This is a genomic window from Pseudacidovorax sp. 1753, from assembly GCF_040544975.1.
Classification (GTDB): Bacteria; Pseudomonadota; Gammaproteobacteria; order Burkholderiales; family Burkholderiaceae_C; genus Xenophilus.
Genome location: NZ_JBEPKY010000016.1, coordinates 99,880 through 124,887, shown reverse-complemented (window position 1 = coordinate 124,887; position 25,008 = coordinate 99,880). Strand labels below are relative to the sequence as shown.

The window sequence follows — 25,008 nt, the reverse complement described above, 5'->3', positions numbered from 1 at the left end:
GGCCCGATCAGGCTTGCCAGACGCCATAGCCGGCTTCGCGCAGGCCGATGGCCAGTTCCACCTCCATCTCGACGGCGGCCCGGTAGGGCATGGGGTTGTAGGCCTCGTACAACTCGGGCATGAGTCGCTCGCCGTACTTCAAGACGAAGCGATTGGCCTGCACCCCAGCCATGTGGCGGTCGAAGCGCAGGTCCGGGTCCAGGCCGGTCATGCCGACGTAGACGCAGGGCTTGAGGATGTCGTGGTCCGGGTTGGCGCGCCGGAAGGCCGGCTCGTTCCACACGCGCTCGGACAGCAGCACGACATAGACGTGGTGGTGGTCTCGTGAGCGGCGGCGCGGCATGGGCCGATGATTGTGCGTCGGCACCCCGCATGCCGAAGGTTGCCGGCTGACATCGACGTCTGCTCGCCAAGCCAACGCCGCTTGTTACCCTCGCGCCTCCTGCAACTCCCGTGATCTTCCCCGCAGGGGAAGCCGCCAGCGCATGCTCGACTGGAATGGATTCGTACAGCGCCTCTCCGAGGTGCATGCCCGCACACTGTGGACCGAGATCGCCGCGCTGGTGCTGTGCCTGCTGCTGGCCTGGGGCGTGACCCGGTGGTTCGGCCGCGACCAGCCGGGTGATTCGCTGTGGTTCGGCGAGAAGAGCTTCGACGGCTTGCTCTTTCCCCTGCTGGCGCTGGCCTTCACGGATCTGGCGCGGCGGCTGCTGCTGACGGTGCAGCCCACGCTGCTGCTGCGGGTGGCGGTGTCGATCTTCCTGGCGCTGCTGGCCATCCGGCTCTTCGCGCGGGTGTTGCGGCGGGTGTTCCCGGCTTCTGCGCTGGTGCGGCTGGTGGAGCGCACCATCTCATGGGTGGCGTGGGCGGCCGCCATTCTCTGGATCGTGGGGCTGCTGCCGCCCGTGCTGGACGAGCTGGAGGCGATCAACCTCGGTTTCGGCAAGACGCGGGTCAGCCTGCGCACGCTGTTCGAAGGCGTGCTGTCGTGCGGCGTGGTGCTGATGATCACGCTGTGGATCTCGTCCACCATCGAGAAGCGGCTGCTCACGCCGGCGGTGAGTGACCTGTCGATGCGCAAGGTGGCCTCGAACGCGGTGCGCGCCGGGCTGCTGCTGGTCGGGCTGCTGTTCGCGCTTTCGGCCGTGGGCGTGGACCTGACCGCGCTCTCGGTGCTCGGCGGTGCGCTGGGGGTCGGCCTGGGCTTCGGTCTGCAGAAGCTCGCGGCCAACTATGTGAGCGGCTTCGTGATCCTGCTGGAGCGCTCGATCCGCATCGGCGACAGCGTCAAGGTCGACACGTTCGAAGGCCGCATCACCGACATCAAGACCCGCTACACGCTCATCCGCGCCGGCAACGGGCGCCAGGCCATCGTGCCCAACGAGTCGATCATCACGGGCCGCGTCGAGAACCTGACGCTCGCGGACCTCAAGACCAATCTCAACACCGTCATCGCCGTGGGGTACGACAGCGAGCCGACGCAGGTGCAGGCGATCCTGTGCGAGGCCGCCGCCGCGCAGGACCGGGTGCTGGCCGACCCGAAGCCGGTGGCCTTCCTCACCAACTTTGGTGCCGACGGGTTGGAGTTCACGCTCAACTACTGGATCAGCGATCCGGACAAGGGCAGGGACAACGTGCGCTCGGCGGTCAACATCGCGGTGCTGGAAGGACTGCGGCGAGCCGGCATCGACATTCCTTTTCCACAGCGCGTCGTGCGGGTGGCGTCGCTGCCGGCCGGTGCGGGCCCGCAGACGCCCCCGGGCGGGGGCGGCGACAGCCAGCCCTCGGCTGGGGACCGGAGCGCCACCGGAGGCGCCTGAACGAGGCCGTTGCGGGCCGCGAAAGGGGCCCGACCGGTGATGAACGGCCTTTCCAGCGCCGGCCTTGTCCCTCGGTTCGTGTCGCCAATGCTGCAGCGCACGAGGAATCCGTCACTATAATCTTCAAAAAAGCACGATCGTTCTTTTTATGGCGCCGGCGCTGGCCGCCCGCGTCGCCCCAGCGGGCAAAGCACGCCCGCCGGAGGGGTCGCCCTAGAATGTTTTGCTGAGTTGCGCAGCAACACGCCTTTTGCAATCAACGGAGTCAAGCCAATGAAGATTCTGGTCCCCGTCAAGCGGGTCGTCGACTACAACGTGAAGGTGCGCGTCAAGAGCGACGGCAGCGGGGTGGACATCGCCAACGTCAAGATGAGCATGAACCCCTTCGACGAGATCGCCGTCGAAGAGGCCGTGCGGCTGAAGGAAAAGGGCGTGGCCACCGAGGTCATCGCCGTCAGCTGCGGCGAGGCCAAGTGCCAGGAAACGCTGCGCACCGCCATGGCCATCGGCGCCGACCGCGGGATCCTGGTCGAGACCACCGAAGAGTTGCAGCCCCTGGCCGTGGCCAAGCTGCTCAAGGCCCTGGTCGACAAGGAACAGCCCGCGCTCATCATCCTGGGCAAGCAGGCCATCGACGACGACGCCAACCAGACCGGCCAGATGCTCGCCGCCCTGGCCGACCTGCCGCAAGCCACCTTCGCCAGCAAGGTCGAGGTCGAAGGCGACAAGGCCAAGGTCACGCGCGAAGTCGACGGCGGCCTGGAAACCATCAGCCTGAGCCTGCCGGCCGTGGTCACCACCGACCTGCGCCTCAATGAGCCGCGCTACGTCACGCTGCCCAACATCATGAAGGCCAAGAAGAAGCCGCTGGACACCGTCAAGCCCGAGGACCTGGGCGTGGACGTCAAGCCGCGCCTGAAGACCCTGAAGGTCAGCGAGCCGGCCAAGCGCGGTGCCGGCGTGAAGGTGCCCGACGTCGCCACCCTGGTCGACAAGCTCAAGAACGAAGCCAAGGTCATCTGATCGGCACAGACACGACGAAGGAAAGACAAGACATGACCGCACTCGTCATTGCAGAACACGACAACCAGTCGATCAAGCCCGCCACGCTGAACACCGTCACGGCCGCTGCCGCCTGCGGCGGTGATGTCCATGTGCTGGTGGCCGGCCAGAACGCGGGCGCCGCCGCCCAGGCCGCCGCGCAGATCGCCGGCGTGGCCAAGGTGATCCATGCCGACGGCGCGAGCCTGGCCGAGGGCCTGGCCGAGAACGTCGCGGCCCAGGTGCTGGCCCTGGCCGGCGACTACAGCCACATCCTGTTCCCGGCGACCGCCGCGGGCAAGAACGTCGCTCCGCGCGTGGCCGCCAAGCTGGACGTGGCGCAGATCAGCGACATCACGAAGGTCGACAGCCCCGACACCTTCGAGCGCCCGATCTACGCCGGCAACGCCATCGCCACCGTGCAATCGGCCGACGCCAAGAAGGTGATCACCGTGCGCACCACGGGCTTCGACGCCGCCGCTGCCACCGGTGGCAGCGCGCAGGTCGAGACCAAGGACGCCGCTGCCGACAGCGGCAAGAGTGCATTCGTGGGCCGCGAGGTGAGCAAGAACGACCGTCCGGAGCTGACGGCGGCCAAGATCATCGTCTCGGGCGGCCGCGCGCTGGGCAGCAGCGAGAAGTTCCAGGAAGTGATGACGCCGCTGGCCGACAAGCTGGGCGCCGCCATCGGCGCCAGCCGCGCCGCGGTGGACGCGGGCTATGCGCCCAACGACCTGCAGGTGGGCCAGACGGGCAAGATCGTGGCGCCGCAGCTGTACGTGGCCGCCGGCATTTCGGGCGCCATCCAGCACTTGGCCGGCATGAAGGACTCCAAGGTGATCGTGGCGATCAACAAGGACCCCGAAGCGCCGATCTTCAGCGTGGCCGACTACGGCCTCGAAGCCGACCTGTTCACGGCCGTGCCGGAGCTGGTGAAGGCGCTCTGAGGCCCTCGCCACCGCCGAAGCGCAACTTCAAGGGCATCGTTCGCGATGCCCTTTTTTCATCGCCGGCAGCGGGGCGGCATGCCCCGCGGGATCGCCTGCGCCTGGGCGTTCACCCGTTCCGCCACTTTCATCCGAGGAGACTTCCATGAGCTACACCGCGCCCATCAAGGACATGCTGTTCGACATCCAGCATCTGGCGCGCATCGACAAGATCGCCCAGATGCCGGGCTTTGGCGACGCCGGCCTGGACACCGCCGCCGCCGTGCTGGAAGAGTGCGCCAAGCTGACGCAGGACGTGATCGCGCCGCTGAACGTGGCCGGCGACCGCGACCCCTCGTCCTTCAAGGACGGCGCGGTGCGCACCACGCCCGGCTTCAAGGACGCCTTCCGCCAGTACGCCGAAGGCGGCTGGCAGGGCCTGCAGCATCCGGTCGACTTCGGCGGCCAGGGTCTGCCCAAGACCATCGGCGCGGCCTGCGGCGAGATGGTCAACAGCGCCAACCTCAGCTTCGCGCTGTGCCCGCTGCTGACCGACGGCGCCATCGAGGCGCTGCTCACGGCCGGCTCGGAGCAGCTCAAGGCAACCTACCTGGAAAAGCTGGTGAGCGGCGAATGGACCGGCACCATGAACCTCACCGAGCCGCAGGCCGGCAGCGACCTCGCCCTGGTGCGCACCCGCGCCGAGCCGCAGCCCGACGGCAGCTACAAGGTCTTCGGCACCAAGATCTACATCACCTACGGCGAGCACGACATGGCGCCGAACATCGTGCACCTGGTGCTGGCCCGGGTGAGCGGCGCGCCGGAGGGCGTCAAGGGCATCAGCCTGTTCGTGGTGCCCAAATTCATGGTCGATGAAGACGGCTCGCTGGGCGCGCGCAACGACGTGCACTGCGTCAGCATCGAGCACAAGCTGGGCATCAAGGCCAGCCCGACAGCCGTGCTGCAGTACGGCGACCACGGGGGCGCCATCGGCTATCTCGTGGGCGAGGAGAACCGCGGCCTGGAGTACATGTTCATCATGATGAACGCCGCCCGCTATGCCGTGGGCGTTCAGGGCATCGCGGTGGCCGAGCGGGCCTACCAGCATGCGGTGGCCTATGCCCGCGAGCGGGTGCAGAGTCGCCCCGTCGATGGCTCGATGACGAAGAGCGCGCCGATCATCCACCACCCCGACGTGCGCCGCATGCTGATGACCATGCGGGCGTACACCGAAGGTTGCCGCGCCATGGCCAGCGTGGCGGCCGCGGCCTACGACGCCGCCCACCACCACGAGGACGCCGAGGTGCGCAAACAGAACCAGGCCTTCTATGAATTCCTGGTGCCGCTGGTCAAGGGCTACAGCACCGAGATGAGCCTGGAGGTGACCTCGCTGGGGGTGCAGGTGCACGGTGGCATGGGCTTCATCGAGGAGACCGGTGCCGCCCAGTACTACCGCGACGCCAAGATCCTGACCATCTACGAAGGCACGACCGCCATCCAGGCCAACGACCTGGTGGGCCGCAAGACGGCGCGTGACGGCGGCCAGGCCGCGCGTGCCATCGCGGCGCAGGTCGAGAAGACCGAGGCCGAACTGCTGGCCAGCCCCAGCGACGACGCGAAAGCTGTGGCGCAGCGCCTGAAGGCCGCGCGTGAGGCCTACCTGGACGTGGTGGACTTCATCGCCGGCCAGGCCAAGGGCGACCCGAATGCGGTGTACGCGGGCAGCGTGCCCTACCTGATGCTGGCCGGCAACCTGGTGGCTGGCTGGCAACTGGGCCGCTCGCTGCTGGTGGCGCTGACGCCCGAGGCCCAGGCGCAGGACGCGGCCTTCATGCAGGCCAAGGTGGCCACGGCGCGCTTCTACGCCGAACACATCCTGGTGAAGGCCGGTGCCACGCGCGACGCCATCGTCGGCGGTGCGTCCAGCGTCACGGCCCTGCCGCTCGAAGCCTTCTGAGGCCGCCGCCGGCCATGCCCACCTGTCGCCCATCGGACGGCAGGCGCGGCAGCCGGCCCCTATAACTTCGCCCGAACCATCGATTCACACGAGAGGAGACTTTCCCATGTCCAGACTGCCTGGCGCACTCGCCCACCTGCCGCTGCCCATCATCGGCTCGCCCCTGTTCATCATCAGCAACCCCAAGCTGGTGATCGCCCAATGCAAGGCCGGCGTCGTCGGCTCGATGCCTGCGCTCAATGCGCGGCCCGCGGCGCAGCTGGACGAATGGCTGGCCGAGATCACCGAGGAACTGGCGGCCTACGACAAGGCCAACCCCGACAAGCCGGCCGCGCCCTTCGCCATCAACCAGATCGTCCACAAGAGCAATGACCGGCTCGAGCACGACATGGAGCTGGTGGTGAAGTACAAGGTGCCGATCATCATCACGTCCCTCGGCGCGCGCACCGACGTCAACGAGGCGGTGCACAGCTACGGCGGCGTGACGCTGCACGACGTGATCAACAACACCTTTGCCAAGAAAGCCATCGAGAAGGGGGCTGACGGCCTGATCGCCGTTGCGGCCGGTGCCGGTGGCCATGCGGGCGTGAAGAGCCCCTTCGCGCTGATTCAGGAGATCCGCGAGTGGTTCGATGGCCCCGTCGCGCTGTCGGGCTCCATCGCCACCGGCGGTGCCGTGCTGGCCGCGCAGGCCATGGGCGCCGACTTCGCCTACATCGGCAGCGCCTTCATCGCCACCGACGAAGCCCGCGCGAGCGACGCCTACAAGCAGGCCATCGTCGACAGCAACTCGGACGACATCGTCTACTCCAGCCTGTTCACCGGCGTGCATGGAAACTACCTGGCGCCCAGCATCGTGGCGGCAGGCATGGACCCGGCCAACCTGCCCGAGGGCGACGTCAAGACCATGAACTTCGCGTCGGGTGAGGGCAGCAAGGCCAAGGCCTGGAAGGACATCTGGGGCTCCGGCCAGGGCATCGGCGCCATCAAGAAGGTGCAGCCCACGGCCGACTTCGTCGCCACGCTGCGGCGCGAGTACGAAGAAGCCCGCCGTCGCCTGGCACTTTGAACCCTGCCACCGGCGGCCGCGCGCCGCCGCCTCGCTGGCCCCTGATCGACGCACTCAAGGCACTGGCCTGCCTGCTGATCGTGGCCCATCACTTCAGCCGCTACGGGCCCTTGCCCGTGGCGGCTTGGTCGTTGGCGCCGACGCTGTTCGAGGTCCTGGGGCGCGAGGGCCGGCTGGCGGTCCAGGTCTTCCTGGTGCTGGGTGGCTTCCTGACGGCGGCCAGCCTGGCACCCGAGGGTGAGTTGCGTGCGGGGCATCCCTGCCTGCGACTTGTCCAGCGCTACGTGCGGCTGGCTTCGCCCTATCTGGCGGCCCTGGTGGCCTGCGTGCTCGTGGAAGCCCTCGTGCGTCCGGCGCTGCCGGGCGACGACGTGCCGGGCCAGCCGTCGTTCGTCCAGATGGTGGCCCATGCGCTGCTGCTGCAGGACCTGCTGAACCAGCCCGCGCTGTCCACTGGCGTGTGGTACGTGGCCGTCGACTTCCAGCTGTATGGGCTGGCGCTCCTGCTGTTCTGGGTGGCGGCATTGTGGCGGCGGCAGGGTCGGCTCGATGCCAAGGTGGTCCGTGCGCTGACGGTGCTCATGGTGGCGGGGCTGACGTCAGCCTCGTTGGTGGTTTTTAATCGTCACAGCGTGCTCGACGAGACGGGCCTCTACTTCTTCGGCAGCTATGGCCTCGGAGTGCTGGCCTTCTGGGCGGGGCGGCTGCGAGCGCGACGCGGGCGCATCGCTGCATTGCTGGTCCTGGCCCTGCTTGGCGGCCTTGCGTTGTGGATCGACTGGCGCAGCCGCGTCGCCATCGCCTTGCTCGCCAGTCTGTTTCTTGTTCTGGCGCAGCCTCGTGGCTGGCTCGCCGTGCAGGTGTGGTCGCCGCTTCAGCGCATGGGGGCGTGGTCCTATGCGCTGTTCCTCATCCATTTCCCTGTCTTGCTGCTTGTGAGCGCTTCGGCGCAGATCAACCTGGAGCAAATGGCGCCGTGGCAGGCGCTCGGCGCGCTGGTCGCTGCCTTCGTGCTCTCGCTGGGCGCGGCACGCACGCTGCATGAACGGGTGGAGGCACGGGCCACGTCGTGGCGCATGCCGGCGGTCTGGGGAACCGGCCTGCTGCTGAGCGGCCTGGCCGTCGGCCTCTGAGGTTCAGATCAGATTGCGCATCGCCTGCGCGGCCTCGCGCAGCACCGGCAGCACGCGGGCGACGGCAGCCTCGGTGCTCTCCTGGCCCATGGGCATGGTGATGTTCAAGGCGCCATGCACGTCGCCGCGCCGGTCGCGCAGCGGCACGGCGATGCCGCGTGAATTCAGGTCCAGCTGCTGTTCGGACAGCGCCCAGTCCTGGGCCTTGACGCGGGCCATCTCGCGCCGCAGGTCGGCGGGGTCGGCCAGCGTGAAGGAGGTGAAGACCTGCAGCTTGCGTGCGGCCCACCAGGCCGCCGAAGCGGCCTCGGGCAACAGGGCCAGCATGAGCAGCCCGGCCGCCGTCACCTGCGCGGGCACCCGTGCGCCCAGCACGTAGCCGGTGCTCATCTGCCGCTGCGGACCGTTGCGGGCGATGTAGACCACATCGTCGCCGTCCAGCACGCTGAGGTATGCCGTCTCGTGCGTGCCGACGGCCACGCGCTGCAGGAAGGGCTGTGCAATGCGCGGCAGCCGCGCCGAATCGAGGTACGACTGGCCGAGCCGCAACACGCGCGGTGTGAGCCAGAACAGCTTGCCGTCGCTGGCCACATAGCCCATGTGCTGCAGCGTCAGCAGGTAGCGCCGCGCTGCCGTGCGCGTGAGGCCGGTGCGCTGGCCGGCCTCGCTGGCCGTCATGCGGGGATGGGCGTCGTCGAAGGCCTCGATGATGCCGACGCCGCGCTCCAGGCCGGCGATCCAGTCGCGCCGGTCCAGGCCGGCGGGCGCCTGACCGTCCTGTGCATCCCCTGCGGGGGAGGACGGAGAATCGGGGCTTTCGTCCTCGTGCGATGGCTCGGAGACGGGGGTGGAGGCAAGGCGGCGAGAGACCACGTACAAACCCTTAAGACGTTCGTTGATCGTTCAGTGCTGGGCGATTATCGAACGCCACGATCCGCCCCCGACTGACGGCCCCGCACCCTGCTGTCTACAGTCCGGGCCGTTGTTCTTGCGGCGGCGATCCCGATCCGACTGGCGCATCCGACTCTTGGAGTGAACGACCCGATGGCTTCCATCACCGGCAAGACCGACCTCTACCTCATCCCTGGCGATCCCGTCACCAATGTGCGCCTGCCGCGCATGTTCAACGCCGTCTTCGAGCGCTGCGGCATCGACGCCGTGATGGTGCCGGTGCAGGTGCGCGCCCGTGATTTCGCCGTGTGGCTCAAGGCCAGCTTCCTCGGCCACAACGTCCGGGGCATGCTGATCGCGCCGCCCCACAAGCCGCTGGCGGTGGACCTGCTCGACGGCTGTGGCCTGTTCGCTCGGGTGGCGGGCTCGGTCAACATCGTGCGGCGGACGAAAAGCGGAGAGCTCGAAGGCGACCTGTTCGATGGCGAAGGCATCGTGGGTGCGCTGGACTGGTTCGGCATTCCTTTCCGCGGGCAGCGGGTGCTGATCCTGGGCGCGGGCGTGAGCGCCGCCGCCATCGGCGTGTCGCTGGCTGAAGGGGGCGGCGACGACGGCGCGCGCCACATCGCCTTCTATGACCCGGCCGCGGGCAAGGCCGCGGGCACCGCAGCCCGCATCGATGCCGCCTTCGACGCCGAGGTAGTGGCCGCGCCCTCGGCCGATCCGTCGGGCTACGACCTGGTCATCAATGCCACCCAGGTCGGCCTGAAGGGCGAAGAAGCGCTGCCCTGCGACGTCACCCGAATGGCGCCGCACGCGGCCGTGTTCGACATCCTGCTGCGCGGCCAGCCCACGCCGCTGGTGCGCGCCGCGCGTGCGCGCGGCCTCCAGGCCCAGCCCGGCTTCGAGATGCTCATCCAGCAGATGGCGCACTACTTCGACTACTTCGACCTGCCGCAGGCCGCGGCCCTCGTGCGCGAGGACGCCGGCTTTCTGCGGCAGATCATCTATCCGGCCGAACTTCAGGCCGAGATCGCCCAGGCGCCACGGGGCCGCCAGGGCTGATCGCTTTTCGCGTTCTTCCGCCCCCCATCACTGCTTCCATGATCTCCGGCAAGACCACCCTCATCGCCCACATCGGCTACCCCACCGAGAGCTTCAAGGCTCCGATGATCTACAACCCCTGGTTCGACAAGAAGGGCATCGACGCGGTGGTGGTGCCGATGGGCGTGAAGCCCGAACACTACGTGGCCTTCCTGCCGCTGCTGTTCAGGATGAGCAACATCCGCGGCGCGCTGGTCACCATGCCCCACAAGGTGACCACCATGTCACTGGTGCACGAGACCACGCCCACGGCCCGCATCGCCGGTGCCTGCAACGCCGTGCTGCTGCGCGAGGACGGCACCCTGCTCGGCGACCAGTTCGATGGCGCCGGCTTCGTGCGCGGCGTGGAGCGCAAGGGGCGCAGCTTCCGTGGCGCGCGCGTGCTCGTCTCCGGCGCGGGTGGCGTGGGCTGCGCCATTGCGGCGTCCATCGCGGCGGCGGGCGCGGCGCACCTCTCGCTGTTCGACCTGAACACGGCGTCCGTCGAAGGCTTGGCCGAGCGCCTGCGCGCCCACTATCCGCAGTTGACGGTGAGCACGGGCTCCAACGACCCGGCTGGCTACGACGTGGTCGTGAACGCCACGCCGCTGGGCATGAAGGAAAGCGATCCGCTGCCCTTCGACGTGGAGCGTATCGCACCGACCACCTTCGTCGGCGAGGTGGTGATGAAGACCGAGTACACGCCGCTCCTGAAAGCCGCCATGGCGCGCGGCTGCCAGGTGCAGGTGGGCACGGACATGCTGTTCGAGATGATTCCTGCGTACCTGGAGTTCTTCGGCTTCGGCACCGCGACCGCGGACGAATTGCGTGAGAGTGCGACGCTGAAGTACTGAGCGCTCGAGCGTCGCTCGGCCATCCGCCAGGGATGGCGTGGGCACCGGGTCCGCCAGGGCCCGCATCGATGCCGTTGGCCTGTGAAGGTCGGCGGCATTTTTTTTCGTCAGGCGCAGGGGATGTGTCCGGTTTCCACGCGCGCATCCATGCCCTCTTACGCTGCGGCAACCTTCCTTCACATCGCCTGAGGCGCTTCGCCACATCGGCGCGTAAAGCCTGGTGGACTACTTCACGAAGTCTCTTCATTACTGGGGCCGCGGCGCCGAATCCTTGCGCATCTCGGCTTAAATCGAAGCGAGCACCCGAAAGCGAGGTGCATGGTTTCGATGGCAGGGAGGATCTCGTGAATACAACCATGATGGCGGCGCCGCGCATGTCCCGGCGCAAGGTGGCAGCGTGCGCCACGCACAACCTTACAGCGCCCCGCTGAGCATTGTGCGATGGCCGTTTCCCGCAAGGCGCTCTTCGGCAGGCTGAACACGACGCTGTTCCGCGCCATCGAATCCGGCGCAGCCTTTGCCAGGCTGCGCGGCAATCCCTACGTCGAACTCACGCACTGGCTGCATCAGCTCTGGCAGGCCGGTGACAGCGACCTGCACCGCATCGTCCGCCACTTCGATCTCCGGCCCGAAGACATCGAGGCGGGCCTGGCGGCGTCGCTGGCCGAGTTGCCCGCTGGTGCCAGCTCGCTCTCCGACATCTCTCGCCATGTCAGCGATGCGGTGGAGTGGGCTTGGGTGATTTCCAGCATTGAGTACGGCGGCCAGTGCGTGCGAGGTGCGTGGCTGCTGCTGGCGCTCCTGCAATCGGCCGACCGGCGTGCGCCACTGCTGCGCATCGTCCCGGCCTTCGCCCGCATCGATGTCGATCGGCTGTCGCAGGCCTGGGCCCGGGTCGTCGAGGGCTCGCCCGAAGGGCGTGAAGGTCCTCACGACGGCGCGAGCGCAGTCGCTGGCAATGCCGCAGCAGCACCCGGTCTGGGTGCTGGCCCCCTCACCAGAAACGGTGCCTCGGGCCTGGAGCGCTACTGCACCGACCTCACGGCAAAGGCCAGGGCCGGGCAGGTCGATCCGGTGGTCGGACGTCAGCTGGAGGTTCGCGGGCTCATCGACATCCTGCTGCGTCGCCGGCAGAACAATCCCTTGCTCACCGGCGAAGCGGGCGTGGGCAAGACCGCCGTCGTCGAAGGCCTCGCCTTGGCCATCGCTGCCGGCGAGGTGCCGCCGGCACTGCGCGAGCATCGGCTGCTGAGCGTCGATGTCGGGGCCATGCTTGCGGGTGCGGGCGTCCGGGGCGAGTTCGAGAGCCGGCTCAAAGGACTGCTCGAAGATGCCACCAAGGCCGTGCCGCCGGTCATCCTCTTCATCGACGAAGTCCACACGCTGGTCGGTGCGGGTGGGCAGGCAGGCACGGGCGACGCCGCCAACCTGCTCAAGCCGGCACTGGCCAGAGGCGCATTGCGCAGCATCGGCGCGACCACCTGGGCGGAATACAAGCGGCACATCGAGAAGGATCCGGCACTCACGCGGCGCTTCCAGGTGCTGCAGATCGCCGAGCCCGAGGAGGCCGCCGCCATCGACATGGTCCGCGGCCTCGCGGACGCCTTTGCCCGCCACCACGGCGTGGTGATCCTGGACGAAGCCATCCGTGCGGCAGTCACGCTGTCGCGCCGCTATCTGCCGGCCCGCCAGTTGCCCGACAAGGCGATCAGCCTGCTGGACACGGCCTGCGCACGGGTGGGTCTGTCCATGCACGCACCGCCTGCCGGCGTGGAGCGGCTGCGCCACCGGGTGGCGTCGCTCGAGGTCGAGGTCGACCTGCTGCAGAAGCAGATCCGGCTCGGGTTGAGCGGCGGTTCCGCCGAGGTGTCCCTGCAGGCAGTCCGTACCACGCTCTCGCAGGCCCGCGACGAGCTGGCCGGGCAGCTCCAGGGCTGGGAAGCGCAGGTGGCGCTGGTGCAGCGCATCAGTGCCTTGCGGCAGGACCTTCTGCGCGATGGCGTCGACGCAGCGGATGGCGCGGCATCACCAGTGTCGGCGGAGCTCGCGGCGTTGGACCAACAAGTCCGCGAGCGGCCAGGTCTGGCGCTGGCCCAGGTCGACGAGTCCGTCGTGGCCCAGGTGCTCGCGGATTGGACGGGCATTCCCGTCGGGCGCATGGTCAGCGACGACGCGAAGGCGGTCTTCCAGCTCAAGGCGCTGCTTGCTGCAAGGGTCATCGGCCAAGACTCAGCGCTGCAGACCATCGCCGACCGGGTGCAGGCCGCCAAGGCACGGCTCACCGACCCCGACAAGCCGGTGGGCGTGTTCCTGCTCGTGGGACCCTCCGGCGTGGGCAAGACCGAGACGGCACTCGCGTTGGCGGACGCCATGTATGGCGGCGTACAGAACATGGTCACCATCAACATGAGCGAGTTTCAGGAGGCGCACACCGTGTCCTCGCTCAAGGGAGCGCCGCCCGGCTATGTGGGCTATGGCGAAGGCGGGGTGTTGACCGAGGCGGTCCGCCGCCGCCCGTACAGCGTGGTGCTGCTCGACGAGATCGAGAAGGCCCACCCGGATGTGCACGAGCTCTTCTTCCAGGTGTTCGACAAGGGCTGGATGGAGGACGGCGAGGGTCGTCGCATCGACTTCAGGAACTGCATCATCCTGCTGACCAGCAATGTCGGCGCGGAGGCGCTGATGGACGCCGCCGACGTGGCGTCCGGCGCCGGGGACGCGCCATTGAGCGCCGAGGTCGCGATGCCGGCCCTGAGACGTGTGTTTCCAGCCGCCTTCCTGGGGCGTGTGACCGTCGTCCCCTACCGGCCCCTGCAAGCGCGCGACCTGTCGACCATCGTCGACCTTCAACTGGGCCGGGTGGCCCGGCGTCTCCAGGAACAGCACGGCCTCCGAATGCAGGCGAGCGCGCGGTTGGCCGCTTATCTGCGCGAGGTGGGCGGCAACCATGAAGCGGGTGTCCGCCGCCTGATCACCGCCATCGAGCAGGAACTGCTGCCCGAACTCGCTCGCTGCTGGCTCACTGCCCTGGAGCAGGGCCGGCCGCTGGTGGTGATCGACGCCGACATATCCACGTCCGAGCCGCGCGATCCTCGCGCCGCCACGCCGCAGATCCGCATCCGCTGCGCCGCGAGCACGCTGGAGGTGCCGGCGTGAGCGTGCGTGCGGGCTGCCACCCTGGGATCCGCACTGCCGGCACAGCCAGGCCCGGACCGCAAAGCCTCTCGCCGGAGCGCGTGCTCCGTTCCTGAGTCGTCAGCCTTCTTCATCAACCAGCAGGGAGCCTATGAGCAACAGCAGTCAGAAGTTCATTGCGCGCAATCGCGCGCCGCGTGTGCAGATCGAGTACGACGTCGAGATCTACGGGTCGGAAAAGAAGATCGAGCTGCCCTTCGTCATGGGGGTGCTGGCCGATCTGTCGGGCAAGCCCGCGCAGCCGCTTCCGCCCGTGGGCGAGCGCAAGTTCCTGGACGTGGACATCGACAACTTCGACGAGCGCATGAAGGCGATCCAGCCGCGCGTTGCCTTCGCCGTGCCGAACACGCTCACGGGCGAAGGCCAGCTGATGGTCGACATCACGTTCGAAAGCATCGAGGACTTCTCGCCCGCAGCCGTCGCGCGCAAGGTCGAGCCGCTGCGGCAGCTGCTGGAGGCCCGGACGCAGCTGTCCAACCTGCAGACCTACATGGACGGGAAGGCTGGCGCCGAAAGCCTGATCAACCAGCTGATGCAGGACCCGGCATTGCTGAAGGCCTTGAGCGCGGCACCCAGGCAGATCGATGCCGAGCCGGCCACGACGGACCGCTGAAGGGCGGCACCTCCACCATCCAGGAAAGACAAGCTCATGAGTACCGACACCATCGAGTCCGCAGAGTCCAGTGTGCTGCTGGCCGACCCCGGTGAATTCGCCGCCCTGCTGGACCGCGAATTCAAGCCCAAGACCGACGAGGCGCGCAGTGCGGTCGAGGCGGCCGTCCGCACCCTGGCCGAGCAGGCGCTGATCAACGCGGTCACGATCTCCGACGACGCCTACGGCAGCATCGAGGCCGTGATCGCCGAGATCGACCGCAAGCTGTCCGAACAGATCAACCTGGTCCTGCACAAGGATGAGTTCCAGAAGCTCGAGTCGGCCTGGCGCGGCATTCATCACCTCGTGTCGAACACCGAGACGGACGAGAAGCTGAAGATCCGCTTCCTCGACATCTCCAAGGACGACGTGCGGCGCACGCTGCGTCGCCACAAGGGCGTGGCCTGGGACCAGAGTCCCATCTTCAAGCGCGTGTACGAGGAGGAATATGGCCAGCTCGGTGGCGAGCCCTACGGCTGCCTGGTGGCCGACTACTACTTCGACCACACGCCGCCGGACGTCGAACTGCTGAACGCGATGGCGAAGGTCTCGGCCGCCGCGCACACGCCCTTCATCGCGGGCGCTGCGCCGTCCCTGCTGGGCATGGAGTCGTGGCAGGAACTGGCCAACCCGCGGGATCTGGCGAAGATCACCTCCAACCTCGAACACGCGCCGTGGAACTCGCTGCGCGACACCGAGGACTCGCGCTACGTGGGCCTGGCCATGCCGCGCTTCCTGGCACGACTGCCCTATGGGGCCAAGACCAACCCCGTCGACGAGTTCGATTTCGAGGAAGAGACCGACGGCGCGGACCACAGGAACTACGTCTGGAGCAACGCGGCCTACGCCATGGCGGTCAACGTCAACCGCAGCTTCAAGCTCTATGGCTGGTGCACGATGATCCGCGGGGTGGAGTCGGGCGGGACGGTCGAGAACCTGCCCTGCCATACCTTTCCCACCGACGACGGCGGCTTTGATATGAAGTGCCCGACGGAGATCGCCATCTCCGATCGCCGCGAAGCCGAGCTGGCCAAGGCCGGCCTGATCCCTCTGGTGCACCGCAAGAACACCGACCACGCGGCCTTCATCGGCGCGCAGTCGCTGCAGCGGCCGCAGGAGTACTACGACGCCGACGCCACGGCCAATGCCAATCTGTCGGCGCGGCTTCCCTACCTGTTTGCGACCACCCGGTTTGCGCACTACCTCAAGTGCATCGTCCGCGACAAGATCGGCACGTTCAAGGAGCGCGACGACATGCAGCGCTGGCTGAACGGCTGGATCATGAATTACGTGGATGCGGACCCGTCCAACTCCTCCCAGGAGACGAAGGCCCGCCGTCCGCTGGCTGCCGCCGAGGTGGTGGTGGACGAGATCGAGGGCAATCCCGGCTACTACAACGCCAAGTTCTTCCTGCGCCCGCACTTCCAGCTCGAAGGCCTGACCGTGTCGCTGCGGTTGGTCGCCAAGTTGCCGTCGCTGCGCGAGGCGGCCTGAGTCAAGCTGTCACACCTCTGTTCATTGACCAAAACAAGGGCGACCCGCCCAGGGAGTAAACCATGTCTCAAGATATCTTTCTGAAGATCAACGGCATCGAAGGCGAGGCGCTCGACGCCGACCACAAGAACGAGATCGAAGTGCTCAGCTTCGACTGGAAGGTGTTCCAGGAGTCCACCATGCACTCGGGCTCTGGTGGTGGTGCCGGCAAGGCCACGGTGGAGGACCTCGAGTTCATCCATTTCGTCGACCGCTCGAGTCCCAATCTGATGAAGTACTGCCTGACCGGCAAGCATGTGCCGGAGGCCAAGCTGGTGGTGCGCAAGGCGGGCGGCAGCCCTCTCGAATATCTCAAGTTCACCTTCACGGACGTCATCATCACCAGCGTGCAGCCGCACGGCTCCAATGACGACGAGCTGCGGGTCCGCGAACGGGTGCGGCTGTCTTTCACCAAGGTGAAGCAGGAGTACGCCGTGCAGAACGCCCAGGGTGGCAGCGGCGGCGCGGTGACCGCCGGCTACGACATCAAGGCCAACAAGGAGATGTGACCCGCGCACGGGGCACCCGGGTCGGCAACGGCTCGGGGATGCCCGTGCGTGTCTCCGCCAAGTGTCGGAGGGGCCGTCTGGTCCTTCCGCTGTCGTGGTTTCGCCTTGCAGATCGAACATGGGTATTCACTTGCTCGCCATCCGCGTGCGCGCAGCGCTGTCGCTGCCGGTCAGAACATGCCTGTCTTGCGTCCGATCGGCGCTGATCAGCGGGGTCGCAGGCATGGTGGGGGTGCTGGCCCCATGCACCCCCGCCCAGGCCCAGTTTGCCTATCCGCGCGAGCAGACGCGGCTGGAGATCAGGGTCTCGGCGGCCGAGGACGTCAACCCCGATGAAAAAGGCCGTGCCGCGCCCATCATGGTCCGCCTCTACGAACTCAAGGGTGACGCGGTCTTCCTGGCCGCGGACTACTTTTCGCTGCAGAACAGCGACAAGGCCGTGCTCGCCGACGACCTGCTCGTGCGGGACGAAATGGTCCTGAAACCTGGCGAGACCCGCGTCCTGCGGCGACGCTCCCATCCGGACGTGAATGCCATCGGCGTGGTTGCGGGCTACAAGGACCTGGTGAATTCGGACTGGCGGGCGGTCCAGAAGATCGAGCCCGCGCCCGAGGCGGCCTGGTACCGGGCCGTGCTGCCTTCCAACAAGGCCAGCCTCGACATCCGTATCGGATCACGTGGCGTGCGTGTGCTCCAACGTGAATGAGCGCGCCGAAGACATGTCAGGGATGAGCAGATGAGTTGGTACAACAAGGTGGCATGGAGCGAAGGGCTGTTCCTGCGCCCCCAGCTTTTCCAGCAGCAGGAGCGTTACCTCGAGTACGTGGCGCACCGTCGCGCCGCGACCCTGAACGCCTTCTTCTGGGGCTTCAGCCGCTACACCATCGACCCGGAATCGCTGGCGCTCGGCAAGGTGGTGCTGGCGGCAGCGGCGGGCGTCTTTGCGGACGGCACTCCCTTCGAGGCGCCTGCCCAGGCACCCCTGCCGCCACCGCTCACCATCCGTCCAGAGCATCTGGAGCAGATCATCCATCTGGGTGTGCCCATCCGCACGCCCAACGGCGAGGAGACCACCTTCGAGGACTCCGCGGACGCGGCAGGCTCGCTGGCGCGCTTCTCCGTCTTCGAGACCGAGCTGCGCGATGCCAACTCCTTCGGCCAGGGGCCGAAGGCCGTGCAGCTGTCGCATCTGCGCCTGCGGCTGCTGCCGGAGCGCGAACTGACCGAGGGGTGGATCGGCCTTCCACTCGCGCGGGTCACGCTGATCCGCTCCGACGGCAGCATCGTCCTGGACGAGAACCTGATCCCGCCCGTCACCGGCTATGGCGCGAGCGCGTTGCTGTCGGACTGGATCACCCATCTGCATGGCCTGTGCCGGCTGCGCGCGCAGTCGCTGGCGGCGCGGCTGACGGCCAGCGACGGCAAGTCGTCCGAAGCGGCCGAGGTGTCCGATTTCCTGCTGCTCCAGATATTGAACCGCTATGAGCCGCTCCTGGAGCACTGGACGCGGGTGCGGGAGACCTCGCCCGAACAGGTCTATGCCGCGCTGAAGATGATGAGCGGCGAGCTGTCGACGTACATCCGGACGGGCTCGCGACGCCCGCCGCCACATCCGGCCTACCAGCACCTGGATCCCTACCTGTCGCTGCGAAACCTGGTGCTGGACATCCAGGCCCAGTTGAACGACGTCCTGGTGCGCAGTGCCCAGAGCATCCGTCTGGAGGAGCGGCCGCATGGGGTCCGCGTGGCCAGCGTCGATCCCACCCAACTGCAGGACTTCACGGCCCTGGTGTTCGCCGTGTCGGCGCAGATGCCTGCCGACCAGCTGATGGCGCAGTTTGCCGCCCGCTGCAAGGTGGGGCCGAGCGATCGGCTGACGGAGTTGCTGCGCTCGCATCTGCCGGGGATCGCACTGCAGTCGCTGCCGGTGGCGCCGCGCCAGATTCCGTTCAACGCGGGCTTCGTCTATTTCCAGCTCGACAGCCGGGGGCCACTCTGGGAGCACCTGCTCAAGTTCGGCGGGCTTGCCCTTCACCTTGCGGGCGACTTTCCGGGCCTGAGGCTCGAACTGTGGGGAGTGCGAGAGCGGTGAGCCTTGCCTTCCTGCCCTGTCCCGTCTCTGCGCCCAGGGTCCCCGTCGGCCTGGGTGGTGGAGGCCGCGCATGACCACACCCATCACGGCCATGGCCAAGGAGCACGCGGTGCTGTCCGCAGGCGGTGGCGGGATCACCGTCGTCGGCGCCGACATGACCGCGGGCTCGTTCATGGGGGTGGCGTGGACCGGTGTGCGCTTCGTCGACTGCGTGTTTGGCGGCCGTGGCAACGTCGCCTTGGCGGCCATGAGCGATTGCAGCTTCCTGACCTGCCGCTTCCTCAGTGCAGACCACGACTTCGGCGTGATGCAGGGAGTCCGGTTCCGCCAATGCGCCAGCCAGGGCCGCACCATCGTCTGTGGGCGCGATGGCAGCACGGCGGTCGTGTTCGAGCAATGCAGTTTTGCCGGAGGCGGCTCGGCGCCGCAGGATTTCCGGGGCATCGGCTGCACCGGCGAAGTCACCTTCCGCAACTGCATCGGGTCTGGCGAGGTGCTGGTGGCGGGAACGGCACTCACGATGGAAGGCTGCCGCTTCTCCGACATGAGCTTCGCGATCGGGCGGCGTGCCGACCGCGGCACCCCGTTGGCGGCCCGCGTGCTGATCGACGGATGCCAGGGCACGGGCCTCTGGCGGATGGTGGCGTGTCGTATGCAGACCAGCCACATCCAGAACAGCCGGTTCGACCGCATCGTCAACGACGGGTCCGAATGCGAGTCCTGAACGCCGGCTCCCTGGCCGCGAGCCACCGCCCCTTTCCCTTCTTCTCTACAGCCCTGTATGCGTGACGGCGAAATCACAGATCACGAGAGTCCCGAGGCATTGCCCAACGACATGCCCGTCGGCGTCGCCGAAGGCGATCCAAGCGCGGCCCACCTTCGCGTCGCGCCCGGCCCTGCGGCAGCGGAGCGGCTCGCTTGCGTCAAGGCGGCCACGAATCCGTTGCTGGAAGCCGCGCAGCCCCTGTTGCGTGCCCTGGCAGACATGGACACCGACCTCGACCCCACCGCTGTGGGCGTGCTGCGCGACCTCCTGGAGCGGGAGATCGCTGTCTTCCAGTCGCTGTGCAACGACGCGCAGATCCGCCACGAGCATGCCGTCGCCGCAAGCTATGCGCTGTGCACGGCCCTCGACGAAGCCGCCAGCAGTACGCAATGGGGCGGTGCCGAAGCCGGATCTGCGGGCGTGTGGGCCGCCCGGCCGCTGGCGGCGCAATTCCATGGCGACATCCGTGGTGGCGACAAGTTCTTCCTGCTGATCGGCCGGCTGGCCGCGAGCCCGCAGGACCACATCGACCTGCTGGAATTGATGTACCTGGTGCTGGGCCTGGGCTTCGAAGGTCGGTTCAGCACGGCTTCGAACGGGCGCCGGCAACTGGAGACCATCCGCCACCGCCTTCAGGGCCAGATCACGGCGGTCCGTGGCGAGGTGCCGCAGGCGCTGTCGGCGCAGTGGCGGGGCGGTGCGCCGGGCCGGCTCGGCCTGTTGCGCAGCGTGCCGGTCTGGCTCACCGCCGCCGCGGCCTGCGCCGCCGCGCTGGGTCTTTTCGCCTGGTATCGCTATCAGCTGGACCAGTCCACGCTCGCTGTCGAGAAGAAGATCCGCGCCATCGCCTCCGGGGCGGCCGTCGGGGAAGCCGCCCCGCCAGCGCCGCAGGCCTCGCTGCGGCTGCGGGATCTGCTGGCGGGCGAGATTGCCAAGGGGCTCGTCAGTGTGAGGGAGGACCAGCAGCGCAGTGCAGTGAGTTTCAGCGGCGACGCCATGTTCATGCCGGGACGCGCCACCCTGGATGCGGCGATCCTTCCCGTGCTGAACAAGGTGGCTGACGAGATCGCGCGCGTCCCGGGCAGGGTGCAGGTCACCGGACACACGGACAGCGTGCCCATCCGCAGCCAGGAGTTCGCGAGCAACCAGGCACTCAGCGAGCGCCGGGCCGAGGCCGTGGCCGCCGTGCTGCGGCAGCGAGGCGTCCGGGGCGACCGGATCACCGTGCAGGGCAGGGGTGACACGCTGCCGCTCGCAGACAACCTCACGCCTGCGGGTCGGGCCAAGAACCGCCGGGTCGACATCGTGGTGGACGAGGCGTCGGCCGAAGGCGCGGCCGCGGCGGCCATGCCTGCGCAGGCGAATGGTGGCGGTGGGCGCGTTCCCGGCGCCGACAAGGCCGCCGCGCCGCGTGCGTCTTCCACTGCCGCAGGCATGCCCTGAGCGCCCCACGGAGGTCACCGATGCAAGCCCTCACCCAATTCCTGAAGTTCCTGTTCTCGCGGCAGATGCTGGCCTTCGTCACCGTGGTGGCGCTGGCCTGCGCTATCTGGTTCGTGGGCCCGCTGCTGTCGTTCGATGGTGCGCGGCCGCTCGCTTCCGCCGCTGCGCGCGTGACCGTCATCGTGATGCTGCTGGTGCTGCTCAGCCTGTGGCTGGTCGCATGGCCGCTGAGCCTTGTCGGCATCCCGGCCCTGTGCCTGGCAATCTGGCACCTGGGCCCTCTGCTCGCGGTGGGCCAGGTCGCGCCCCTCGCTTCGACGCAGGTGCGCGTCGTGATCGTGGCCATCATCCTGCTGGCCTACCTGCTCTATGGCGTCTACCGGCTCTGGCAGGCCATGCGCACGGACACGGAGTTCCTGCGCAAGGTGCTGGACTTCGGAAGCGGTGCCCGACGCGAGGCGGTCGCCGCGGAGGAGCTGAAGACAGTGTCCGAGATCGTCGCAAGAGCCCTTCGGCAGTTGCGGACCCTGCGTCTGCGTCGCGGATTCCTTCGCCGGATCTTCGAGGGGCGGCGGTATCTCTACGAACTGCCCTGGTACATGATCGTGGGCAGCGCCGGCGCGGGGAAGACCACCGTTTTGCTCAACTCCGGGCTCCAGTTCCCGGTCTCGCGGCAGATGGGCAATGCGTCCCGGGTCTCCGTGCTCGAGTCGGGCGCCGGCACCCTGAACTGCCAGTGGTGGTTTGCCAACGAGGCGGTGCTCATCGACACCGCCGGCCGCTACACGACCCAGGACAGCGACAAGGGCAAGGACACCGAGGAATGGGCCGGCTTCCTGGCATTGCTGCGCAAGCACCGGCCACGTGCGCCGATCAACGGGGCCATCGTCGCCCTCAGCGTCGCGGAGCTGCGCACGTTCACGCCGGACCAACGCGTGGACCATGCCGCCCTGATCCGTGATCGCCTGCTGGAACTGCGCAGGACGCTGGGCATCCGCTTTCCGGTCTACGTCCTGGTGACCAAGGCCGATCTGCTGCAGGGTTTCGAAGAGTATTTCCTCTCGCTCACCTCGGAGGGGCGTGCCCAGCCTTGGGGCTTTACCTTCCCTGTCGGGGCCGACAAGGTCGACGCCGCGCGGGTGTCGGGGGGCAACCGTCAGTCCGCCATGCGGCTGGCACTGGACGAGCAACTGGACCGTCTGCACGAGCGCCTGTCCGCTGGCTTGCGCGGCCGCCTGATCGAGGAATTCGACACCGGCCATCGCCGGCGTCTGTTCGCGCTGCCGCAGGAGTTCGATGCGCTGCGCGAGCCGCTCGTGCAGGTGCTGGAGGAGGTCTTCCTGGATTCCCGCTTCGACGACACGCAATCCCACGCCATGCTGCGCGGCGTGTACTTCACCAGCGGTGCGCAGGCCAGGACGCCACTGCCACCCCCTGCCGATACGGTGTTCGGCCGCCTCAGGCGGGCGCTGGCCGGCGCCGGGCGGCGTACGTCCATCGATGCCGGAATGGAAGCCGCCACGGGCCACCGGGGCTTCTTCCTGCACGACGTCTTCGCGCGGATCATCATCCCTGAGGCTCATCTCGTCCGCCCCAATCTGCGGTGGGAGCTGCGCTTCCGGCTGCTGCAACTGCTGGGGCATGCGCTGGTGCTGATCGTCCTGGCCTGGCTTGGAACCAGCATGGCGCTGAGCTTCCGGAACAACGGCCAGTACCTGAGCACCATGGCGCAGCGGGTGCAGGCCCTGGCCGCCCAGGGCCTGAGCGCGGGGCGGACGGTGGACCCGGCCCAGGTGCCCGCGGTACTGGACGCCGCCCACGCGCTGCCGGCCTATGCGGGACTGGATCTCGACCATCCGCCACTCTCCTTCCAGTTCGGCCTCTACAGCGCACCACCGATCGTGGCGGCGGCGCGGCAGCTCTACGCGGGCCTCCAGGACGACCTGCTGCTTCCCGTGGTGATCGCCCGCATGGAGGATGAACTCTCCCGCAGCGTCCGGGAGCGGGACACCCGTTCCGCCTACGCCACGCTGCGTGCCTACAAGCTCCTCCATGATCCGGAGCGTTACATGCAGGGCGGCGCGCGGGATGTCCGCGAGTGGGTCATGAAGGACTGGGAGCGGCGCGACAGCGATGCCCTCTTCGGCGGGCGTGCCGCGATGGTGGGGCACGTGGACCGGCTGTTCTCCGGCGACCGGCTCGTGCAGTCCGGTGCTGTTCCCAAGGAAGTCCTCATCCGCGACGTCCAGGCCTTCCTCGACGGCAACACGTCGACCCAGCGGGTGTACGAGCGGGCGAAGTCGGCCATGACCACCGAGGCGCCCCAGGAGTTCAGCCTGATCCGCGCGGTGGGGCCGCAGGTCGGCACCGTCTTCTCGCGTGCCGACGGGCAACCGCTCGACCGGGGCGTGCCGGGCCTGTTCACCTACGCGGGCTACCACACCGTGTTCAACAAGCGCCTGGGGGCGTTCGTGGATCGGGCACTGCAGGAGGATGCCTGGGTCATGGGCCGCACCGACGCGGCTGCGACAGCGAAGGCGATGGGCACCGAGGCCGAGCGGATCAGGCAGAACGCCGTGCTCATCGAGGATGTCCGCCGACAATACCTCAGCGAGTATGCCGAGCGCTGGACGGCCTTCCTCGACTCCATCCGCGTGGTGGGTGCGGGCGAAGGCGGCACCAGTCTTGGCTTCGACCTGGCCGTGCTGCGGCAGCTGTCGTCGCCGGACTCGCCGCTGGCCCGCCTGGCCCGCGCGGCGGCACGCGAGACAACCCTGTCCCGCGTGCTCGACGCCGAGCGGCAGCAGGACAAGAGCCTGCTGGACCGGGCCACCGAGCAGCTCGACCTCAAGACGCGCGAACTGGGCCGCAACCTGGGCATCCGTCCCGAGGAGCGCATGGAGCGCGAAGGGGTCGACGACCGGTTCGCCGCCCTGCGGGAGGTGGTCACCGGCCAAGCCGATGTGTCGGCTGGCGTCGCGCCGGCAGGTGCGGGCCGGCAGGGGCTGGACAGCGTGCTGGGCCTCATCAACGAGTTCTACACCGTCCTGGTGGTCGCAGACACCGCCATCACGGCCGGCAGCCTGCCCCCGACGAGCAACGACGTCGGCGCACGCATGAGACTGGAGGCCGGCAAGTTGCCGGCCCCCTTTCGCGAGGTGCTGAGCGCCCTGGCGCAGAGCGGTGCCGACAAGGTGAACCAGGGGGCCACCGAGATCCTCAGGAAGCAGGCGCAGCAGCAGTTCGACCGGATCATGGGCCTGATGGCGATGCAGGTGACCGAGCCCTGCCGCCGGGGTATCGAGGGACGCTATCCCTTCCTGGCATCCGGGCAGGATGCCTCCATCGAGGACGTGACGGCCGTCTTCGCTGCAGGCGGCGCCGCGGACGCCTTCTTCACCAAGTACCTGGCCGCCTTCGTCGACACGGGTGTGCGCCCCTGGCGATACAAGCCACCGTCGACCGGCAATGCACTCGTCGGGGCCGAGAACGTGGCCAATGGCGTGGCGCCCGCGCCGGCCTCCACGGGCCCGACGCTGGTCGGCGAACTGCTCAAGCTGCTGGAGCAGGGCGGGCCCCGGCTCGACACCTTCTACCGGGCCCAGCAGATCCGCGACCTCTACTTCCGCGAGGGCGACGGCCGGCGGCTGGCCTGGAAGGTCGACGTGCGGGTCGCCGAACTCGAGCCGAGCATCACGGCGCTGATGCTGGACATCGATGGCCAGGGCCAGCGCTACGTGCATGGCCCGGTCGAGGCTCTGCCGGTGAAATGGCCGGGGCCGCGCGGGGGCGCCTCGGCGGAGATCACGGCCCAGCCGAGGATCTCCGCCGCGGGCTCGACCCTGATGGCCCAGGGGCCGTGGGCGCTGCTGCGGCTGATGCAGAAGGGCCGGGTCGTCAACACCGCCACACCCGGCAGGGTGGCCGTGGAGTTCGTGCTCGATGGTCGCAAGGCGGTGCTCGATCTCGGCACCGGCAGCCAGCCGAATCCGCTCAACAGCGATCTGTTCAGCGGGTTCCACTGCCCCGGAGCGATGGGCTGAA

The 25,008-nt window shown here is 68.1% G+C and carries 19 protein-coding genes; 17 read left to right on the top strand and 2 right to left on the bottom strand.

Annotation, left to right across the window (positions count from 1 at the left end; all coding sequences use genetic code 11):
* Positions 1–7: 7 nt before the first annotated feature.
* Positions 8–343, bottom strand: a complete 336-nt coding sequence (locus ABIC63_RS20270) for a hypothetical protein (RefSeq protein WP_017761807.1) — start codon at positions 341–343, stop codon at positions 8–10.
* Positions 344–485: 142 nt separating this feature from the next.
* On the opposite strand from ABIC63_RS20270, the gene ABIC63_RS20265 reads away from it, so the two are divergent.
* The 6 genes from ABIC63_RS20265 (at position 486) to ABIC63_RS20240 (ending at position 7,946) form a co-directional block, all read left to right on the top strand.
* Positions 486–1,820: a mechanosensitive ion channel family protein gene (locus tag ABIC63_RS20265; RefSeq protein ID WP_354321110.1), complete on the top strand. Its 1,335-nt coding sequence runs from the start codon at positions 486–488 to the stop codon at positions 1,818–1,820.
* 273 nt (positions 1,821–2,093) lie between these two features.
* Positions 2,094–2,843, top strand: a complete 750-nt coding sequence (locus tag ABIC63_RS20260; RefSeq protein ID WP_294370181.1) for an electron transfer flavoprotein subunit beta/FixA family protein — start codon at positions 2,094–2,096, stop codon at positions 2,841–2,843.
* A gap of 32 nt (positions 2,844–2,875) precedes the next feature.
* The gene (locus ABIC63_RS20255) at positions 2,876–3,808 is read left to right on the top strand and encodes an electron transfer flavoprotein subunit alpha/FixB family protein (protein ID WP_294370180.1); all 933 of its coding nucleotides are present in this window, start codon (positions 2,876–2,878) and stop codon (positions 3,806–3,808) included.
* Positions 3,809–3,953: 145 nt separating this feature from the next.
* Complete coding sequence (locus tag ABIC63_RS20250; protein WP_354321109.1) at positions 3,954–5,744, top strand: acyl-CoA dehydrogenase; 1,791 nt, start codon at positions 3,954–3,956, stop codon at positions 5,742–5,744.
* Positions 5,745–5,850: 106 nt separating this feature from the next.
* The gene (locus ABIC63_RS20245; protein WP_354321108.1) at positions 5,851–6,813 is read left to right on the top strand and encodes an NAD(P)H-dependent flavin oxidoreductase; all 963 of its coding nucleotides are present in this window, start codon (positions 5,851–5,853) and stop codon (positions 6,811–6,813) included.
* Positions 6,810–7,946 (top strand): acyltransferase family protein, encoded by a 1,137-nt coding sequence (locus ABIC63_RS20240; RefSeq protein WP_354321107.1) that lies wholly within the window; start codon positions 6,810–6,812, stop codon positions 7,944–7,946. The genes ABIC63_RS20245 and ABIC63_RS20240 overlap by 4 nt, the downstream gene beginning before the upstream one ends.
* Before the next feature lie 3 nt (positions 7,947–7,949).
* Here the strand turns inward: ABIC63_RS20240 and ABIC63_RS20235 are convergent, their stop codons facing one another.
* Positions 7,950–8,702, bottom strand: a complete 753-nt coding sequence (locus ABIC63_RS20235; RefSeq protein WP_354321147.1) for an IclR family transcriptional regulator domain-containing protein — start codon at positions 8,700–8,702, stop codon at positions 7,950–7,952.
* A gap of 288 nt (positions 8,703–8,990) precedes the next feature.
* Between ABIC63_RS20235 and ABIC63_RS20230 the strand changes: the two genes are divergently transcribed.
* From ABIC63_RS20230 to tssM, 11 genes are all read left to right on the top strand, one after another.
* A complete protein-coding gene (locus ABIC63_RS20230; protein ID WP_294370064.1) occupies positions 8,991–9,902 on the top strand; it encodes a shikimate dehydrogenase family protein in 912 nt (303 codons plus the stop codon).
* A gap of 38 nt (positions 9,903–9,940) precedes the next feature.
* Positions 9,941–10,774, top strand: coding sequence for a shikimate dehydrogenase family protein (locus tag ABIC63_RS20225; protein ID WP_354321106.1), 834 nt, complete (start codon positions 9,941–9,943; stop codon positions 10,772–10,774).
* A 441-nt stretch (positions 10,775–11,215) separates the two neighbouring features.
* A complete protein-coding gene (tssH, locus tag ABIC63_RS20220; protein WP_354321105.1) occupies positions 11,216–13,930 on the top strand; it encodes a type VI secretion system ATPase TssH in 2,715 nt (904 codons plus the stop codon).
* A gap of 130 nt (positions 13,931–14,060) precedes the next feature.
* Positions 14,061–14,582, top strand: coding sequence for a type VI secretion system contractile sheath small subunit (gene tssB, locus ABIC63_RS20215; RefSeq protein WP_294370059.1), 522 nt, complete (start codon positions 14,061–14,063; stop codon positions 14,580–14,582).
* A gap of 36 nt (positions 14,583–14,618) precedes the next feature.
* Positions 14,619–16,115, top strand: coding sequence for a type VI secretion system contractile sheath large subunit (gene tssC, locus ABIC63_RS20210; protein ID WP_294370055.1), 1,497 nt, complete (start codon positions 14,619–14,621; stop codon positions 16,113–16,115).
* A 62-nt stretch (positions 16,116–16,177) separates the two neighbouring features.
* The gene (locus ABIC63_RS20205; RefSeq protein ID WP_234197943.1) at positions 16,178–16,663 is read left to right on the top strand and encodes an Hcp family type VI secretion system effector; all 486 of its coding nucleotides are present in this window, start codon (positions 16,178–16,180) and stop codon (positions 16,661–16,663) included.
* Positions 16,664–16,781: 118 nt separating this feature from the next.
* Positions 16,782–17,369 carry a type VI secretion system lipoprotein TssJ gene (gene tssJ, locus ABIC63_RS20200; RefSeq protein ID WP_354321104.1) on the top strand — a complete coding sequence of 196 codons (588 nt, stop codon included), beginning with the start codon at positions 16,782–16,784 and terminating at the stop codon, positions 17,367–17,369.
* 30 nt (positions 17,370–17,399) lie between these two features.
* The gene (tssK, locus tag ABIC63_RS20195; RefSeq protein ID WP_354321103.1) at positions 17,400–18,755 is read left to right on the top strand and encodes a type VI secretion system baseplate subunit TssK; all 1,356 of its coding nucleotides are present in this window, start codon (positions 17,400–17,402) and stop codon (positions 18,753–18,755) included.
* Between the two features lie 70 nt (positions 18,756–18,825).
* Entirely contained in the window at positions 18,826–19,479 is a 654-nt protein-coding gene (locus ABIC63_RS20190; protein WP_294370048.1) for a hypothetical protein, read from the top strand.
* A 111-nt stretch (positions 19,480–19,590) separates the two neighbouring features.
* Positions 19,591–20,964, top strand: a complete 1,374-nt coding sequence (tssL, locus tag ABIC63_RS20185) for a type VI secretion system protein TssL, long form (protein WP_354321102.1) — start codon at positions 19,591–19,593, stop codon at positions 20,962–20,964.
* Positions 20,965–20,984: 20 nt separating this feature from the next.
* Positions 20,985–25,007, top strand: coding sequence for a type VI secretion system membrane subunit TssM (tssM, locus tag ABIC63_RS20180; protein ID WP_354321101.1), 4,023 nt, complete (start codon positions 20,985–20,987; stop codon positions 25,005–25,007).
* Position 25,008: the final 1 nt, after the last annotated feature.

Bases quoted from the DNA above. Each gene is read 5' to 3' on its own strand.
- ABIC63_RS20190 (WP_294370048.1), top strand. From the start codon at position 18,826: ATGACCACACCCATCACGGCCATGGCCAAGGAGCACGCGGTGCTGTCC.
- ABIC63_RS20260 (WP_294370181.1), top strand. From the start codon at position 2,094: ATGAAGATTCTGGTCCCCGTCAAGCGGGTCGTCGACTACAACGTGAAG.
- ABIC63_RS20270 (WP_017761807.1), bottom strand. From the start codon at position 343: ATGCCGCGCCGCCGCTCACGAGACCACCACCACGTCTATGTCGTGCTG.
- ABIC63_RS20245 (WP_354321108.1), top strand. From the start codon at position 5,851: ATGTCCAGACTGCCTGGCGCACTCGCCCACCTGCCGCTGCCCATCATC.
- tssL (WP_354321102.1), top strand. From the start codon at position 19,591: ATGCCCGTCGGCGTCGCCGAAGGCGATCCAAGCGCGGCCCACCTTCGC.
- tssH (WP_354321105.1), top strand. From the start codon at position 11,216: ATGGCCGTTTCCCGCAAGGCGCTCTTCGGCAGGCTGAACACGACGCTG.
- tssC (WP_294370055.1), top strand. From the start codon at position 14,619: ATGAGTACCGACACCATCGAGTCCGCAGAGTCCAGTGTGCTGCTGGCC.
- tssK (WP_354321103.1), top strand. From the start codon at position 17,400: ATGAGTTGGTACAACAAGGTGGCATGGAGCGAAGGGCTGTTCCTGCGC.
- ABIC63_RS20205 (WP_234197943.1), top strand. From the start codon at position 16,178: ATGTCTCAAGATATCTTTCTGAAGATCAACGGCATCGAAGGCGAGGCG.
- ABIC63_RS20225 (WP_354321106.1), top strand. From the start codon at position 9,941: ATGATCTCCGGCAAGACCACCCTCATCGCCCACATCGGCTACCCCACC.
- tssB (WP_294370059.1), top strand. From the start codon at position 14,061: ATGAGCAACAGCAGTCAGAAGTTCATTGCGCGCAATCGCGCGCCGCGT.
- tssJ (WP_354321104.1), top strand. From the start codon at position 16,782: ATGGGTATTCACTTGCTCGCCATCCGCGTGCGCGCAGCGCTGTCGCTG.
- ABIC63_RS20265 (WP_354321110.1), top strand. From the start codon at position 486: ATGCTCGACTGGAATGGATTCGTACAGCGCCTCTCCGAGGTGCATGCC.
- ABIC63_RS20230 (WP_294370064.1), top strand. From the start codon at position 8,991: ATGGCTTCCATCACCGGCAAGACCGACCTCTACCTCATCCCTGGCGAT.
- tssM (WP_354321101.1), top strand. From the start codon at position 20,985: ATGCAAGCCCTCACCCAATTCCTGAAGTTCCTGTTCTCGCGGCAGATG.
- ABIC63_RS20250 (WP_354321109.1), top strand. From the start codon at position 3,954: ATGAGCTACACCGCGCCCATCAAGGACATGCTGTTCGACATCCAGCAT.
- ABIC63_RS20255 (WP_294370180.1), top strand. From the start codon at position 2,876: ATGACCGCACTCGTCATTGCAGAACACGACAACCAGTCGATCAAGCCC.